The sequence below is a fragment of the Bradyrhizobium sp. Kon58 genome, from assembly GCF_055807455.1.
The window spans coordinates 1-15,299 of record NZ_JBVVOT010000048.1 but is presented as its reverse complement, the minus strand read 5'-3'; the positions used below and the strand labels follow the sequence as shown (position 1 = coordinate 15,299).

General features: G+C 63.0%; 15 protein-coding genes. 9 read left to right on the top strand and 6 right to left on the bottom strand.

The window, feature by feature from the left end; translation table 11 throughout:
- Positions 1–25: 25 nt before the first annotated feature.
- Both AC0L20_RS37690 and rcdA read left to right on the top strand, forming a co-directional pair.
- A complete protein-coding gene (locus AC0L20_RS37690; protein ID WP_027570253.1) occupies positions 26–217 on the top strand; it encodes a DUF1192 domain-containing protein in 192 nt (63 codons plus the stop codon).
- A 559-nt stretch (positions 218–776) separates the two neighbouring features.
- On the top strand, positions 777–1,286 hold the full coding sequence (gene rcdA, locus AC0L20_RS37685; RefSeq protein ID WP_007599893.1) for a protease adaptor protein RcdA: 510 nt from the start codon (positions 777–779) through the stop codon (positions 1,284–1,286).
- Between the two features lie 164 nt (positions 1,287–1,450).
- Here the strand turns inward: rcdA and rpmE are convergent, their stop codons facing one another.
- The gene (gene rpmE, locus AC0L20_RS37680) at positions 1,451–1,678 is read right to left on the bottom strand and encodes a 50S ribosomal protein L31 (protein WP_007599895.1); all 228 of its coding nucleotides are present in this window, start codon (positions 1,676–1,678) and stop codon (positions 1,451–1,453) included.
- A 244-nt stretch (positions 1,679–1,922) separates the two neighbouring features.
- On the opposite strand from rpmE, the gene AC0L20_RS37675 reads away from it, so the two are divergent.
- Both AC0L20_RS37675 and AC0L20_RS37670 read left to right on the top strand, forming a co-directional pair.
- Positions 1,923–3,749: an ABC transporter ATP-binding protein/permease gene (locus tag AC0L20_RS37675; protein ID WP_473295351.1), complete on the top strand. Its 1,827-nt coding sequence runs from the start codon at positions 1,923–1,925 to the stop codon at positions 3,747–3,749.
- 484 nt (positions 3,750–4,233) lie between these two features.
- Entirely contained in the window at positions 4,234–4,605 is a 372-nt protein-coding gene (locus AC0L20_RS37670) for a nuclear transport factor 2 family protein (RefSeq protein ID WP_473295350.1), read from the top strand.
- A gap of 118 nt (positions 4,606–4,723) precedes the next feature.
- Here AC0L20_RS37670 and AC0L20_RS37665 read toward each other — a convergent pair whose 3' ends face one another.
- On the bottom strand, positions 4,724–5,143 hold the full coding sequence (locus AC0L20_RS37665; RefSeq protein ID WP_473295349.1) for a nuclear transport factor 2 family protein: 420 nt from the start codon (positions 5,141–5,143) through the stop codon (positions 4,724–4,726).
- Positions 5,144–5,272: 129 nt separating this feature from the next.
- Between AC0L20_RS37665 and AC0L20_RS37660 the strand changes: the two genes are divergently transcribed.
- Together AC0L20_RS37660 and AC0L20_RS37655 are read left to right on the top strand one after the other, a co-directional pair.
- The gene (locus AC0L20_RS37660; protein WP_473295348.1) at positions 5,273–5,842 is read left to right on the top strand and encodes a bifunctional transcriptional activator/DNA repair enzyme AdaA; all 570 of its coding nucleotides are present in this window, start codon (positions 5,273–5,275) and stop codon (positions 5,840–5,842) included.
- A 165-nt stretch (positions 5,843–6,007) separates the two neighbouring features.
- Complete coding sequence (locus AC0L20_RS37655; RefSeq protein ID WP_456766285.1) at positions 6,008–7,999, top strand: hybrid sensor histidine kinase/response regulator; 1,992 nt, start codon at positions 6,008–6,010, stop codon at positions 7,997–7,999.
- A 423-nt stretch (positions 8,000–8,422) separates the two neighbouring features.
- Here the strand turns inward: AC0L20_RS37655 and AC0L20_RS37650 are convergent, their stop codons facing one another.
- The 4 genes from AC0L20_RS37650 to AC0L20_RS37635 form a co-directional block, all read right to left on the bottom strand.
- Positions 8,423–8,644: a hypothetical protein gene (locus tag AC0L20_RS37650; protein ID WP_456766284.1), complete on the bottom strand. Its 222-nt coding sequence runs from the start codon at positions 8,642–8,644 to the stop codon at positions 8,423–8,425.
- Positions 8,645–8,754: 110 nt separating this feature from the next.
- Positions 8,755–9,201 carry a GNAT family N-acetyltransferase gene (locus AC0L20_RS37645; protein ID WP_473295347.1) on the bottom strand — a complete coding sequence of 149 codons (447 nt, stop codon included), beginning with the start codon at positions 9,199–9,201 and terminating at the stop codon, positions 8,755–8,757.
- Positions 9,202–9,331: 130 nt separating this feature from the next.
- Positions 9,332–10,360, bottom strand: coding sequence for a peptidoglycan -binding protein (locus AC0L20_RS37640; protein ID WP_473295346.1), 1,029 nt, complete (start codon positions 10,358–10,360; stop codon positions 9,332–9,334).
- Between the two features lie 4 nt (positions 10,361–10,364).
- Positions 10,365–11,381: a flagellar motor protein MotA gene (locus AC0L20_RS37635; protein WP_473295345.1), complete on the bottom strand. Its 1,017-nt coding sequence runs from the start codon at positions 11,379–11,381 to the stop codon at positions 10,365–10,367.
- A gap of 248 nt (positions 11,382–11,629) precedes the next feature.
- On the opposite strand from AC0L20_RS37635, the gene AC0L20_RS37630 reads away from it, so the two are divergent.
- From AC0L20_RS37630 to AC0L20_RS37620, 3 genes are all read left to right on the top strand, one after another.
- The gene (locus tag AC0L20_RS37630) at positions 11,630–12,649 is read left to right on the top strand and encodes an SAM-dependent methyltransferase (RefSeq protein ID WP_473295344.1); all 1,020 of its coding nucleotides are present in this window, start codon (positions 11,630–11,632) and stop codon (positions 12,647–12,649) included.
- Positions 12,650–12,861: 212 nt separating this feature from the next.
- Entirely contained in the window at positions 12,862–14,052 is a 1,191-nt protein-coding gene (locus AC0L20_RS37625) for an efflux RND transporter periplasmic adaptor subunit (RefSeq protein WP_473295343.1), read from the top strand.
- 6 nt (positions 14,053–14,058) lie between these two features.
- Positions 14,059–15,299, top strand: a 1,241-nt coding sequence (locus AC0L20_RS37620; protein ID WP_473295342.1) for an efflux RND transporter permease subunit, incomplete at its 3' end; no start/stop codon positions are given.

Sequence of the window (15,299 nt, the reverse complement as noted above, 5' to 3'; positions counted from 1 at the left end):
TGATGCGAACGCAGGAGGAACCAGGATGGCAATGGAAGACGACGACCGCCCGCGCAAGAAGATCAGCCATGACATCGGACAGGATCTCTCACTCTTGTCAGTGGAGGAACTGACCGAGCGCATCGCGCTGCTCAAGGGCGAGATCACAAGGCTGGAAGAAGCCGCAACGAAGAAGCGCGCCTCGCGCGATGCGGCCAACAGCGTTTTCAAGAAGTAGGCGTCGAAACAATAGCCGTCGTCCCGGCCTAGTGCGCAATTGCGCACGGGGGCCGGGACCCATAACCACAGGGCGTGGTTTGGCGACGACTCGGAGTTACGCCTTCGCGCGACGACTTTTCCCTGTGGCTATGGGCCCCGGCCCCCGTGCGCAATTGCGCACTAGGCCGGGGCGACGGAGAGAAGTCGTTCCGGGGACCCACTCGGCCACTGACCGACATGGCTAACGAACCCTCAAAATAATCGCTCGTTTACTCGACATTAAGCTTTCGAGTTTATGACTAGGAACTGTCCTTGTTTGGACACCGAGTGGCTCCTGTCCACTCTGTTTGACGCCTCCCTGTTATCAACTTTCAAAGCCGCCGGTTTTCCGGCGGCTCTTTTTTTGCGCCGACGCCCCGCTTTTTTGCGTCTCGCCGCGGTTGAATTCCGGGCAAAGACCCGCGGAAACCATATCCGCGCTTGTCACTGGACTCGGCGTCTCGCCCGCGCAATGATTTGTTCATCATAAGCCGGCGCCAAAGCCGGGCAGTCAGACAGTTGCGTAAGGGGCGTTAACCATGGAACGTTTGCAAGCCGAAGGCGCTCTCGTTCAACTCAGCGAGCGGTTCACCAATTCTGCGGCGTTCGGCGTCCTGTTCCGCGAGGGCATGGACCTGGTCGAGGAGACCGCCGCCTATCTCGATGGCGCCGGCCGCACCGAGGCCAAGGCGCTCGATCGTGCCGTCAGCCTCACCTATGCGACCGAGAGCATGCGTCTGACCACCCGCCTGATGCAGCTCGCCTCGTGGCTGCTGCTGCACCGCGCGGTGAAGGAAGGCGAGATGACGCTGGGCCAGGCCAACCGCGAAAAAACCAAGGTCAAGCTCTCCGCCGCCGATCCCGGCTCGACCGACAGCATCGAGAAGCTGCCGTCGCAGCTCCAGGATTTGATCCATCGCTCGATGAGCCTCCAGACCCGCGTGCGTCGCCTGGACACCACCATCCACACCCCGCCGGTCGATCATTCCTCGATCGGCAACCCGCTGGTGCCGCATCTCAACGCGCTGAAGGCGGCGTTCGAGCGGTAAGCCCCCGTCATTGCGAGCGGAGCGAAGCAATCCAGGAATCCCTCCGCGGAGACAGTCTGGATTGCTTCGTCGCAAGAGCTCCTCGCAATGACGAGCATCCCCCCAAAACAAAAAACGCCCCCGGGCTCTCCGGGGGCGTTTTCGTCTCCAGCCTTGCGGCCGGATCAATCCTTTTTGAGAAAGCCCGAAAACTTCTTCTGGAAGCGCGAGACGCGGCCGCCGCGATCCATCAGCTGCGCGTTGCCGCCGGTCCAGGCCGGGTGCGACTTGGGGTCGATGTCGAGGTTCAGCGTGTCGCCTTCCTTGCCCCAGGTGGAGCGGGTCAGGTACTCGGTTCCGTCGGTCATCACGACCTTAATCGTATGATAGTTCGGGTGAATTTCGGCTTTCATGGCAATTCCTCGGCGCCCCGGCGCCTCACTTGAGTGGCTATCGAATGACGGATTTGGCGCGGTCTATACCCCACGGGCCCCTGTAAAACAAGCCATTGCGAGCTCTTGGCAAGGTCTTGGCAAGCCCTTTAGGGCCTTACGCAGGGGACCGGGCGGCCCCCTAAGGGACATCCCGGATTTGCCACTCCCGCTCGCCCGGCCTATCTGGAGCGGAGCACCTCTCTTTGTCTTTTGGTCGGATCTCATGAGCGCAGTTGAACGGCTTGAAACCGGGCCCGCGGAAGCCCCGTCGATCGAGGCCGACCTGATCGAAGCGCCGGCGAAGAGCCGCGCGAAGCTGCGGCCGCTGCTGGCGCTCGCGCCCTATGTCGCCCGCTATCGCGGCCGGGCGGCGCTTGCTTTCGTGGCGCTGACGATCGCGGCGCTGACCACCCTGCTGGTGCCGGTCGCGGTGCGCAGGATGATCGATTTCGGCCTGACGCCCGAGGGCATCGAGCTGATCAACAGCTACTTCTCGGTGATGATCGCGGTCGTCGCCGTGCTCGCGCTGGCGAGTGCTGCGCGCTACTACCTCGTGATGACGATCGGCGAGCGTATCGTTGCCGATCTCAGGCGCGACGTCTTCGCTCATCTGCTGTCGCTGTCGCCGGCCTTCTTCGATTCCGCGCGCAGCGGCGAGCTGGTGTCGCGCCTGACCGCCGACACCACCCAGATCAAATCCTCCGTCGGCGCCTCGGTCTCGATCGCGCTGCGCAATCTGATGATGTTCTTCGGCGCCGCCGCGATGATGGTGATCACCAGCCCGCGTCTGTCAGGCTTCGTGCTGCTCGCCATTCCCCTGATCGTGCTGCCGCTGGTCGCCTTCGGACGCTGGGTGCGCCGTCTGTCGCGCAATGCGCAGGACACGCTGGCCGAGGCGTCCGCCTATGCCGGCGAGCTGGTCGGCGCGATCCGCACCGTGCAGGCCTATACCAGCGAGAGCCTCGCCGAGAAGCGCTTCGGTGGCGAGGTCGAGCAGGCCTATGAAGCCGCGCGCACCTCCACGCAGGCCCGTGCCGTACTCACCGCCATCATCATCTTCATCGTGTTCGCAAGCGTGGTCGCGATCCTCTGGATCGGCTCGCACGACGTGCTCACAGGTACCATCACGCCGGGCCGGCTCGGCCAGTTCGTGCTCTATGCGGCTTTCGCCGCGGCCGGCCTCGGCCAGCTCAGCGAGGTCTGGGGCGAGATCTCGGCGGCATCCGGCGCTGCCGAGCGCCTGTTCGAGATCCTGCATGTGCAGCCCGACATCACCGCGCCCACCTCGCCGCGCGCGCTGCCGGTGCCGGCGCGCGGCGAAGTCGGCTTCGATCGTGTCAGCTTCGCCTATCCGGCGCGGCGCGACGTCAATGTGCTCGATGCCGTGTCGTTCACCGTGCGCCCCGGCGAGAAGGTTGCGATCGTCGGTCCGTCCGGCGCCGGCAAGAGCACGATCTTTCATCTGCTGTTGCGCTTCTACGATCCGCGCAGCGGCGCGATCTCGCTCGACGGCGTGCCGGTCAAATCCGCCGATCCCCGTGAATTCCGTTCGCGCATCGCGCTGGTGCCGCAGGAATCCAACGTGTTCGCGGCCAGCGCCCGCGACAACATCCGCTTCGGCCGGCCCGATGCCACCGACGCCGAGGTCGAGCGCGCCGCCGAGCTCGCGCACGCCGCCGAGTTCATCCGCCGCCTGCCCGAAGGTTTCGACACCCCGCTCGGCGAGCGCGGCGTGACGCTGTCCGGCGGCCAGCGCCAGCGCATCGCGATCGCGCGTGCGATCCTGCGCGATGCGCCGCTGCTGTTGCTCGACGAAGCCACCTCCGCGCTCGATGCCGAAAGCGAGACGCTGGTGCAGACCGCGCTGGAAGAGCTGATGCGCCACCGCACCACGCTCGTCATCGCCCACCGCCTCGCCACCGTGCTGTCGTGCGACCGCATCCTGGTGATGGACCAGGGCAGAATCGTCGAGCAGGGCACGCATGCGGAGCTCGTGGCCGCGAACGGGCTCTATGCCAGGCTGGCGAGGTTGCAGTTCGAGGGGGCGTGAGGCGAGGCAGTTCGGACTGCTGCCCCACTCACAGCGCCATCGCCCGCGCAGGCGGGCGATCCAGTACTCCGAGACGGAAGTGATCAACCGATAAGCCACGGCGTACTGGATTCCCCGCCTTCGCGGGGAATGACAGCGGAGATTTTGGCAGGAGCGCCGCACCACATGGTCTCCGTTCGTAGCCGGTCGATAGCGGATATTCGTCCATCTGATCGAGCGCCACGATCCGAATGGGCCGCATCACAAGGTTGGTCGGGCTGTTTCCTTCCCGGCTTTCGTCACGGAATTCTGGCCAAGCGCGCACAGCGTGAGCCCGGAACGATTTTTACCGAAGGTTGTTAGAGGCTCAAGTTGTCTGATGTCGCTTCTATCCTGGCATGAGGCCCGACAGGAAGGGCACTTCGTCCAGCTTTAGCCCCCGAGCTCTTTGTCGATGAGATGGCGGTCGGCTTTCGTTCGGTCGAACTTCAAAAGGAAAAATGGGATGACGAAAAGCACCCTCGATCTGGCACGTGCCAGGCTAAAGGCATACGTCGATAAGGATCGGACAGCGATCGAAACGCTTCTTGCGGACGATTATCACTTCTCAAGTCCGATCGACAATGAGTTGGATCGTGCGACTTATCTGCGCCGCTGCTGGCCCAACAGCGAAAAGACCAGTTCGTTCGATGAAGTCATCGCGATCGAGGATGGAAACCGAGCAGTCATCGTCTATGAGGCAGCTGCTGCTGGAGGTCACAGGTTTCGTAATTGTGAGGTAACCACCGGTCGTGGAGACAAGATCGTTCGGGTGGAAGTCTACTTTGGATGGGACATACCTCATAAAGCTCCGAAGGGCGGCTCCATCGAAAAATGATGGCGAGGGTCACGCTTAGCGGGATTGAGGTCGAGGACGCGCTTTTTGCAAGGTCCCGACTGCGACAATCGCCATTGGCCTCCGCCGATAGACATCGGCTTGTGACCCAAAGCAATTTTCAAAGCGGCTCGAAGATCATCTGCCAGCCCTTTCGGGTGTCCATATATTCGCGAACCAGCTTGATGCGGTCGCCCGAAAGGACGAAGACGAAGCAATAGTCATTCTCGTAGGGCTTGCCTCCAGGAAGAGTGGCCCGCATCCGCTCCTCGACCACCACAGTGTTACCATCGGCATGAAGGCCCAGAAACGAGATCTCGACGTTCGAGAACAGATGATGCATCTCCGTGGCAATGAAGCGTGCGATTTGGTCCGCTCCATTCATGTGGTCGGTGTGCTTGAGAGCGACTGCAGTGGCATTTCCGGCCGGCGCAATCCATTCGGCATCGGGAGTAAACAGCTCCGCGATCAAGCCGGCATCACGGGTTTTGAAAGTCTTCCAGGCATTGATGACGATCTCTTTAGGATTCGTGCTGTTCATTTCTTCTTCTCCAAGTGCTCAGCGGATCTGGGCTCTCTTATAAGAAGAGCGCATCGACATCGCTGGCCGGAATCGGACCTGATCATCTCAGGGCTGTTCTTTTGGCGCCGGTCTACGGTAAAATGAGTGATGCTCAGTTTTGAGGTATGCAACACCGCGCGCTTGCAGCGCGATCCGCGCTATGACGGCCGTTTCTACACGGCAGTCAGGACCACGCGAATCTACTGCCGTCCAGTTTGTCCGGTGAAGCAGCCGTTGACCCGCAACGTGGCCTACTATCAAACTGCGGCGGCTGCCGAAGCTGCGGGATACCGGCCTTGCCTGCGTTGCCGTCCGGAGACCGCGCCCTTCTGTGCTGCCTGGAATGGCACGCGCTCGACAGTCGCGCGCGCCTTGAAATTGATCGATGGTGGCGCGTTGGACAACGGTTCGGTTGCTGCACTCGCCGATCGGCTCGGGGTAAGCTCCCGCCACCTTGCGCGTCTGTTCGAGCGGTATGTCGGGGCCAACCCCCAGCAGGTAGCAAAGACCAGACGTGTACAGCGGGCGAAGCGCCTAATTGACGAGACAAATGATCAATTCGCCCAGATCGCCTACCAGGCCGGCTTTGGCAGCGTGCGCCGGTTCAACGCCGCCTTTCGCGAGCTCTATGGACGCTCTCCGTCCAGCATTCGCCAGCACCGTAAGGTATCCGCGTGATATAGGCATCGCTAACATTGGTCAGCTTGTGGCCTTAGCCGACGTGCTCATCAGCTTTTTCTGAGGTCTGACACCGCCTTAGCGGGCTCCAGTCCCACAAAGCGAAAGTCGTATTGCAAAGGGCGGCAGCCAGAGCGCGGAACGATGTAGTGACTTTGCAGTTGTATGTTGTCCCCCCTCATCGGAGCCGGCCATTTGCAGACCCCTCAGTCAAAACTTGACGGGATCGACGATACCGCCCGACTTCAACTGCTCATCGATGCGATCGTTGATTACGCCATTTACATGATCGACATAGACGGCACCGTCCGCAGCTGGAACTCCGGCGCGCAGCGGCTGAAGGGCTACACGCCGGACGAAATCATCGGCAAGTCGTTCGCATCCTTCTATACGCCCGACGATCGTACCAAAGGGCTCCCGGAGCGCGCCTTGAGCGTCGCAGCGCAAGCAGGCCGCTTCAGCGCCGAGGGATGGAGAGTCCGCAAGGACGGAAGCCGTTTCTGGGCATCGGTCATCATCGATGCCGTCCGCAACGAGGCTGGTGAGCTGATCGGCTTCGCCAAGGTCACGCGAGACGTAACCGAGCGTCAGCAAGCCCATGAAGAGCTTCTCCACAGCGAGCGGCGCTACCGTCAGCTGATCGAGGCGGTGGTCGATTACGCGATCTTTCAGCTCGATCCGCTCGGCAACGTGACAACCTGGAATCCCGGTGCGGAGCGAATCAAGGGTTACGCGCCGCCGGAGATCATTGGCCGGCATTTCAGCGCTTTTTACACGCCCGAGGACATCGAACTCGGTGTGCCCAAGCGTGCGCTTTTAGAGGCGGCGGAGCATGGGCGGTTTGAAGCGGAAGGGTGGCGCCTGCGAAAAGATGGCTCCCGCTTTTGGGCGTCGGTCATCATCGATCGCATTACGGACGAGGCCGGCAACATCGTCGGGTTTGCCAAGGTCACGCGCGACGTTACGGACCGGAAGCGCGCCGAGGACGAACTCAAACACGTTCAGGAGCAACTCGCCGCATCCCAAAAGCTGGAAGCGGTGGGGCAACTCAGCGGCGGAATCGCGCACGACTTCAACAATCTGCTGATGATCGTCCTTGGCAATCTCGAAACAGCTGAGCGGCACGCCAAGGCGCCCGGAGCCAATCTGAACCGGGCGCTCGCAAACGCGAAACGAGGCGCGCAGAGAGCCGCGGCGTTGACCAGTCGCTTGTTGGCATTTTCGCGACGACAGGCGCTCGATCCCAAGCCGATCAACGTGAACAACTACGTCAATGGTCTGCAGGAATTCCTCCAGCGTACGCTGGGGGAGAGCATCGAAGTCCAAACGGTCGGAAGTGCGGGTCTGTGGCAAATTGAAGCCGATGCCAATCATCTGGAGTCGGCCATCGTCAACCTGGCAATCAACGCTCGCGACGCCATGCCTGACGGTGGAAAGCTGACTCTGGAAGCTGCCAACATCGCCGCCGACGAGGATTACTGCCGTCTCAATCCGGAATTGGCGCCCGGTCAGTACGTCGCTATCTGCGTGACTGACACAGGCGTCGGAATGTCGCGGGACGTTCTCAATCACGCGTTTGAGCCCTTCTTCACCACGAAGGAGCCGGGCCACGGCACCGGGCTTGGGCTAAGTCAGGTCTATGGCTTCGTCAAACAATCCGGAGGCCACGCAAAAATCTATACCGAGGTGGGGCAAGGCACGACGATCAAGCTGTATTTCCCGCGCTTCACCGGCAGTGTCCGACATGAGGAAGTGGCACCTGAGGAGCTCGCCGAGGGTGAGATATTCGAGACCATTCTCGTGGTCGAGGATGATGAAGATCTGCGCGTCTATATTTCTGACGTCCTTCGTGATCTCAACTACCGTGTCCTCTCGGCCCGCAGCGCCCAAGCGGCCCTGACCATTCTCCTGCAGGACGAGTCGAAGGTGGATCTTCTTCTCACCGACGTGGTCATGCCGGGGATCAATGGTCGCGAACTTGGCAGGCGCGCGCACCAAATTCGACCGGAGCTGAAAATCCTGTACATGACCGGGTATTCGCGTAATGCCGTCGTGCACCAGGGAAGGCTTGATGAAGGCGTCAATCTGTTGGAGAAGCCGATTTCCCAAGCGAAGCTTGCACTGAGGGTGCGAGAGATTCTCGACCAGAACGAATGAACTAGGCCTCCGATCGAGCGTCTTGACGATTTGAAGAGGTTAGTTCCGCCACAGATGCGCGCGCAATCGCTGGCTTCCGGAATTTCGGATAGGGCAGCCCACGCCCCTGAGCCGAGTGGATGGACCTTGCAGTTCCCCCGGATGTGGCGCCTAATCAGGTATCGCCGGCCAAAGGCTCGTCCGTAGGCGTCGGTGCCTGAGAGATGATTTGTGCTCCCGCCTCAACGGGAGTGCGCCTCATGGCCCAGCCATTCAGCAAGGAAACCCGCGAACTCCTGGAGCGGGCGCAGCGCGCGATCGATGCGTCGATCCGGCTTCGCGAAGACAGCCACCGCGCGATCCGCCAGGCCGAATTCTGGCAGTTCGATCTTGAACTCCGCTTGAGCCGAGAGCGCCTCGAGGCGAGTTGCGCGACAGCGCCGCTCATCGACACTTCGGCGACAGCGCCGGCACGTTCGGCCACGGCCAGTTTTTCCAGCTCCCGTCCTCTTCAACGCAGGCCGATGGCCCGAGGCCGTTCGTCGGAGCACTCGTCGTCTTGACCGGCGTGGCGAGGCGCTGGTCGACATAGCTCGTCGAGACATAGCCGGCGACGATGACGCCGAGCAGGACCGAAGATCCCTTGGCCAGATCGCTCAGTTTCATTGGTCATCTCCATCCGCTTGCCGGCGCATCTTTCGGCACAACGACTAGCCGACGTCCCGGGATCCCGACGTGACGGGGGTCACGCCCGCCAGAATCAAGGTCGCCAGAATCTAAGGTTGCCACATCATCTTCAGCACGGGCCGGCCCGAAGTCGGGTTCACCTCGTCGCCGGCATGCGCGAAACCGTTGCGCTCGTAGAAGCGGATGGCGCGGCTGTTGTCCTTGTTGACGAGCAGCGTCACGCCCGCAGGCGACAGGCGCTTGGCCTCATCCACCAGCAGCCGCGCCGCGTCCGAGCCCCAATGCGCGGGATCAACCACGAGCTGGTCGAGATAGCCGTCGCCATCGATGGTGACGAAGCCGGCCAGCGTGCTGTCCTGCTCCGCCACCACGATCGAGGCCTTCGGCACCAGATCCTTGCGCCAGCGTTCGCGCCACCAGTCCAGGCGGGCCGCGAAGTCGATCTGCGGATAGGCCTGCTGCCAGGTGCGATGCCACAGGTCGATCGAGGCGGTCTCGTCCTCGGGCCGGTAAGGGCGAAGGTGGAGGGCGGTCATTTTACGAAAGTCGTCATGCCCGGGCTTGTCCCGGGCATCCACGCCTTTCCATCAGCGATGACCGAAGTTCGTGGATGGCCGGGACAAGCCCGGCCATGACGGTGTGGCGAGTATCGCGCGACCCTCACCACTACCGCTCCGTCAGTTTCAACTCGATGCGGCGGTTGCGCTTGTAGGCCTCTTCGGTGTTGGCGGCGTCGAGCGGCTGGAATTCGCCGAAGCCGGCGGCGACGAGGCGCTGGGCCGGCACGCCGAGTGAGATCAGGTACTGCACCACCGAGATCGAGCGGGCGGCCGAAAGGTCCCAGTTCGATTTGAAGTTCGGCCCGTTGACCGGACGCACGTCGGTGTGGCCGTCGACGCGCAGTACCCAGGGGATCTCGTTCGGGATCTTCTTGTCGAGATCGATCAGCGCGGTCGCCAAGGTGTCGAGTTCGGCGCGGCCTTCGGGCAGCAGCACCGCCTGTCCGGTGTCGAAGAACACTTCGGACTGGAATACGAAGCGGTCGCCGACGACGCGGATGTCGGGCCGGTTGCCGAGGATGGCGCGCAGCCGGCCGAAGAATTCCGAGCGGTAGCGCGACAATTCCTGCACGCGCTGCGCCAGGGCGACATTCAGGCGAGACCCCAGATCGGCAATTCGGTTTTGCGATTCCTTGTCGCGCTTCTCGGAGACGTCGAGCGCTTCTTCCAGTGCCGCCAATTGCCGGCGCAGCGCGCTGATCTGCTGGTTCAGCACCTCGATCTGCGCCAGCGCGCGGGCCGAAACCGCCTTCTCGGAGTCCAGCGCCTTGCCGAGCTCGGAGGACTTGCCTTGCGCGTCGTTGCCGGCGGCGGCGAGTCCCTCATAGAGGCCCTTGATGCGGTCGCGCTCGCTCTCGGCCGAAGCGAGGCCGGCCTTCAGCGACGAGACCTGGTCGTCAAGCGTGAGCTTTCCGAGCTTCTCCAGCGACAGCAATTCGTTGAGCTGCGCGATCTTGGCGTTGAGCTGCTCCAGCGCCTTGTCCTTGCCGGTGACCTCCTGCGACAGGAAGAACTGCACCACCAGGAACACCGACAGCAGGAACACGATCGACAGCACCAGCGTCGACAGCGCGTCGACGAAGCCGGGCCAGTAGTTGAAGGAGGTATCGCCGCGGCGGCCGCGCGCCAGTGCCATGTCGCTAACCCTTCTCGGGCTGACGCGCGATGCGCTCCAGCAGGCGCCGGATCTCGCGGTTCTGCTCGCCCTGGCCGTCGGCCCATTCGCGGATCATCTGCTGCTCGGTCCGCATGTGCGAGACCAGCGCCTGGATGGCTTCGGCGAGGCTCGCCATCGCCGCTGTGGTGCCGCGGCTGCCGCTGCCTTCCTCGAGCACCGAGCGCAAGCGCTCGACGACGGCCTGAAGCTCGCCGCTGGCAATGCCGCCGCCGGCGGCGACCGCCACCTCGCCACTGCCATATTCGCGCACGGTGGTGGCAAGCCAGTCTTCGAGATCGGTGTAGAAACGGTTCTGCGCCTGGCTCGATTGCAGGTCGAGAAAGCCCAGGATCAGCGAGCCGGCGAGGCCGAACAGCGAACTCGAGAACGAGATGCCCATGCCGCCGAGCGGGGCGGCCAGCCCCTCCTTCAGCGTGTCGAACAGGGCGCCGGAATCGCCCCCGACCTTGAGCCCGTCGATCACCTTGCCGACCGAGCCGACCGTCTCGATCAGGCCCCAGAAGGTGCCGAGCAGGCCGAGGAAGACCAGCAGCCCGGTCATGTAGCGGGAGATGTCGCGGGCCTCGTCGAGGCGGGTCGCGATCGAATCGAGCAGGTGCCGCATGGTGGTCTGGGTGATCGACATCCGCCCGGTGCGCTCGCCGCCGAGGATCATCGCCATCGGCGCCAGCAGCTTGGGGTGGCGAGCGGGCGCAAGGCCGGGATCGGCGATGCGGAAATTGTTGACCCAGGAGACTTCGGGATACAGCCGGATCACCTGGCGGAAGGCCAGGATGATGCCGATGAACAGCACGCCGCCGATCAGGGCATTGAGCCCGGGATTGGCGAAGAAGGCCTGGATGATCTGCTTGTAGAGCACCACCCCCACCAGGGCGCAGAGCACCAGGAAGACCAGCATCCGCACCAGGAAGACGCTGGGCGAGGAAAGCTTGGTGTATTCGATGTCGAGGGAGGAGCGGGGCGAGGCGCCTGGCGGCATGGCCGGTATCATCCGTTAACTTGCTTGCGGGGCGCACTATGGCACAGCGCCAGCCCAAAAAAAGCGCCGGATGCGCCGATTTCGGGGAGAGCTGGGGAACCCAAGGCTGAAACGGGGCTTTGGTACGGACGTACTTTCCTAATCCTCGGCATTCCACAGGTTCAAGTCGTACTTTTTCCCCTGCCGCCCAAGATCTGGCGCCCAAGATCTTCCGCCCAAGATCTGCGGCCCAAAGACGGAGTCGTCGCATGAGCGTCGTGTCCGCAATCATCGGGACTGCCGAACGGGTGCCGCTGCCTGATGTCGTGATCCGCGCGGCGATCCAGCGCCTGTGCTCGCGCACGGTGACGCGGCTGTCCGCGCTGGGCGGGGCCGACGATGCCGCCTTCGCCGGGCGGATGATGCTGCGGCCGATCGCCGAGGACCCGGATGCCGGGCATGACAAGGTACCCGCTTCGTTCTTTGCGAAGGTGCTCGGTCCCAACCGCAAATACTCCTGCTGCTTCTACAAGACCGACGCGACCACCTTGCAGGAGGCCGAGGAGGAGGCGTTGCGCCAGACCGCCGAGCATGCCGCTCTCGCCGACGGCCAGACCATCCTCGAGCTCGGCTGTGGCTGGGGCTCGCTGTCGCTGTGGATGGCGCGGCAGTTTCCGCACGCCAAGGTGACGGCGGTGTCGAGTTCGCAGGCGCAGCGCACTTATATCGAAGAAGAGGCGCGGCTGCGCGGTCTCCTCAACCTGCGCGTGGTCACGGCGGACATCAACGTGTTCGCGCCCGACGGGCAATTCGACCGCATCGTTTCGGTCGAGATGTTCGAGCATGTGATGAACTGGCGCAAGCTGATGACGCGCCTGCGCGCGTGGCTCGCGCCGGAGGGGCGGTTCTTCATGCACATCGTCGCCCATCGCTCTGGCTCCCACCTGTTCGACCGGGCCGATCGCGACGACTGGATCGCGCAGCACGTCTCCACGGGCGGACTGATGCCGAGCCATCACCTCGTCAGGCAATTCGACGATATCTTCACGGTCGAGAAGGAATGGTGCTGGAGCGGCACGCATTATCAGCGCACCGCCAACGACTGGCTCGCGAATTTCGACACGCATCGCTGTTTCATTGAAGCGGCCTTGCGCAACATCCATGGCGAGGAGACCGGCCTGCGGATGCGACGCTGGCGCTGGTTCTTTCTCGCGACCTCCGGCCTGTTCGGCTACGCCGACGGAACCGAGTGGGGCGTTAGCCACTATCGGATGAAGGCGGCGGGGTAATTGCGCTGTTCCGTCGCAGCACGCCGCGAGGGAACTCGATTCACGATCCGGTGACTTTCCGAAACACTCGTTTTTTGAACGGGATAGCTCGTGTGACAATGAGCCGCCCAAGCTCTCATTGCGTCGCAGCAAACACCGATTATTTTCCTTTTCAAATCAGACTGTCCGGAACTTCTTCGGAAGACCAGCGATAGAACGGGGCAACTACCCTTATGTCAGCACTTCACGCGCGATCCGCCTGCATGGCCATAATGCTCGCGGTCGCGGCACCGCTTCTTGCGGGCTGCGATGAATCAAACTCTGCGATCGTCCAGGCGCAACCGACCGAACCCGACGTCAGCGTGGTGACCGTAAGGCCGCAGCCGCGCGCGGTCGTGCGGGAACTCCCTGGCCGAATCGCGCCGACGCGAGTCTCCGATGTTCGGCCCCGGGTTTCGGGTATCGTGGTTGAGCGCCTGTTCCACCAAGGCAGCGAAGTGAAAGCCGGCGATCCGCTCTACCGTATCGATCCGCGCCCGTTCGAGGTCGAGGTATCGGCCAACGAAGCCGCGCTCGCCAAAGCGGAGGCTGGGCTGATGCAGTCCCAGCAACAGGCGCGCCGCATCGCCACGCTCACAGCCCAGCGCGCCGCGCCCGAAGCCGAGAACGAGAAGGCGATCGCGGCCGAGCGCCAGGCTCACGCCGAAGTCGAGGGCCGCAAGGCCGACCTTGCGCGGGCAAAGCTCAATCTCGATTATGCCACCGTGCGGGCCCCGATCGACGGCGTCGTCGGCGCCGCGCTGGTCAGCGAGGGCGCGCTCGTGGTCCAGAACGAGACCAATCTGGCCACCATTCAGCAGCTCGACCTGATCTACGCCGACTTCACCCAGTCGGTGAACGAGCTCCATCAGCTCCGCCGCGCCTTCGAGAGCGGCGATCTCGAACGTATTGCGCCCGGTGCGGTCAAGGTGCGTCTCGTGCTCGACGACAACACGATCTATCCGCTGAACGGCACGCTCCTGTTCTCCGATGCCAAGGTCGACGCCAACACCGGTCAGGTGACCTTGCGCGGTGAATTTCCCAATTCCAAGCGTGAATTGCTGCCTGGCATGTACGTTCGCGTACGAATCGAGCAGGGCATCGACAGCGACGCGATCGCGGTGCCGCAGCAGGCGATCCAGCGCAACGGCGGCGGCGGCAGCGAAGTCTTCGTCGTCAAGGACGATCACCGCGTCGTGGTGCAGCCGGTGCGCATCGGTTCGGCGCAAGATGGCTTCTGGTTCGTCACCGAGGGCCTGAAGGCCGGTGACAAGGTCGTCGTGGAAGGCTTCCAAAAGTTCGCAGCGGGCGACAAGGTCAAGCCGCAATCCTGGGCCGAGGCCGAAGCCATCGTGGAAAGTCAACGCGCACAGATGATGCAGTAAAGCATCATGGCGAGCTTCTTCATCGACAGGCCGATCTTCGCCTGGGTTGTCGCGCTGTTCATCTGTCTGGTCGGCGCAATTTCGATTCCGCTGTTGCCGATCGCGCAATATCCGATCATCGCGCCGCCCTCGATCTCGATCTCGACCAGCTATCCCGGCGCCTCGCCCGAAAACCTCTACAACAGCGTCACGCGGCTGATCGAGGAGGAGCTCAACGGCGCCTCCGGCATCCTCAATTTCGAATCCACCAGCGACTCGCTCGGCCAGGTCGAGATCATCGCCAATTTCGTGCCGGGCACCGATACCAGCGCGGCTTCCGTCGAGGTGCAGAACCGCATCAAGCGCGTCGAGGCGCGGCTGCCCCGCGCGGTGATCCAGCAGGGCATTCTGATCGAGGAAGCCTCCAGCGCGGTGCTCCAGATCATCACGCTGAGCTCGACCGACGGAAGCCTGGACGAGGTTGGCCTCGGCGACTTCATGATCCGCAACGTGCTCGGCGAGATCCGCCGCATCCCCGGCGTCGGCCGCGCCACGCTGTATTCGACGGAACGCAGCTTGCGCGTCTGGGTCGATCCGGCCAAGCTGGTCGGCTATGGGCTGACCGCCGACGACGTCAACAAGGCCATTGCCGCGCAGAACGCGCAGGTCGCTTCGGGCAGCATCGGCGCCGAGCCGTCGACCTCGACCCAGCGCACCTCCGCGCTGGTGCTGGTCAAGGGCCAGCTCTCGTCCCCGGATGAATTCGGCACCATCATCCTGCGCGCCAATGCCGACGGCTCGACCGTGCGCCTGCGCGACGTCGCACGCATCGAGGTCGGCGGCCTCAGCTACCAGTTCAACACCCGTCTCGACGGCAAGCCGACCGCCGGTCTGTCCGTGCTGATGTCGCCGACCGGCAATGCGCTGGCGACCGCGAGTGCCGTCGAAGAGAAGATGAAGGAGCTGTCGCGCTTCTTCCCGGCCAACATCTCCTACGAGATCCCCTACAACATCACGCCCGTGGTCGAGGCCTCGATCAAGAAGGTGCTGTCGACGCTGGTCGAAGCCGTGGTGCTGGTGTTCGTGGTGATGTTCCTGTTCCTGCAGAACATCCGCTACACCATCATCCCGACCATCGTGGTGCCGGTGGCGCTGCTGGGCGCCTGTACCATTCTGCTGCTCGCCGGCTACTCCATCAACATGCTCTCGATGTTCGGCATGGTGCTCGCCGTCGGCATCCTGGTCGACGATGCCATCGTCGTGGTCGA

Bases quoted from the DNA above. Each gene is read 5' to 3' on its own strand.
- rpmE (WP_007599895.1), bottom strand. From the start codon at position 1,678: ATGAAAGCCGAAATTCACCCGAACTATCATACGATTAAGGTCGTGATG.
- AC0L20_RS37625 (WP_473295343.1), top strand. From the start codon at position 12,862: ATGTCAGCACTTCACGCGCGATCCGCCTGCATGGCCATAATGCTCGCG.
- AC0L20_RS37670 (WP_473295350.1), top strand. From the start codon at position 4,234: ATGACGAAAAGCACCCTCGATCTGGCACGTGCCAGGCTAAAGGCATAC.
- AC0L20_RS37630 (WP_473295344.1), top strand. From the start codon at position 11,630: ATGAGCGTCGTGTCCGCAATCATCGGGACTGCCGAACGGGTGCCGCTG.
- AC0L20_RS37640 (WP_473295346.1), bottom strand. From the start codon at position 10,360: ATGGCACTGGCGCGCGGCCGCCGCGGCGATACCTCCTTCAACTACTGG.
- AC0L20_RS37675 (WP_473295351.1), top strand. From the start codon at position 1,923: ATGAGCGCAGTTGAACGGCTTGAAACCGGGCCCGCGGAAGCCCCGTCG.
- AC0L20_RS37645 (WP_473295347.1), bottom strand. From the start codon at position 9,201: ATGACCGCCCTCCACCTTCGCCCTTACCGGCCCGAGGACGAGACCGCC.
- AC0L20_RS37650 (WP_456766284.1), bottom strand. From the start codon at position 8,644: ATGAAACTGAGCGATCTGGCCAAGGGATCTTCGGTCCTGCTCGGCGTC.
- AC0L20_RS37665 (WP_473295349.1), bottom strand. From the start codon at position 5,143: ATGAACAGCACGAATCCTAAAGAGATCGTCATCAATGCCTGGAAGACT.
- AC0L20_RS37660 (WP_473295348.1), top strand. From the start codon at position 5,273: ATGCTCAGTTTTGAGGTATGCAACACCGCGCGCTTGCAGCGCGATCCG.
- rcdA (WP_007599893.1), top strand. From the start codon at position 777: ATGGAACGTTTGCAAGCCGAAGGCGCTCTCGTTCAACTCAGCGAGCGG.
- AC0L20_RS37655 (WP_456766285.1), top strand. From the start codon at position 6,008: ATGTTGTCCCCCCTCATCGGAGCCGGCCATTTGCAGACCCCTCAGTCA.
- AC0L20_RS37690 (WP_027570253.1), top strand. From the start codon at position 26: ATGGCAATGGAAGACGACGACCGCCCGCGCAAGAAGATCAGCCATGAC.
- AC0L20_RS37635 (WP_473295345.1), bottom strand. From the start codon at position 11,381: ATGCCGCCAGGCGCCTCGCCCCGCTCCTCCCTCGACATCGAATACACC.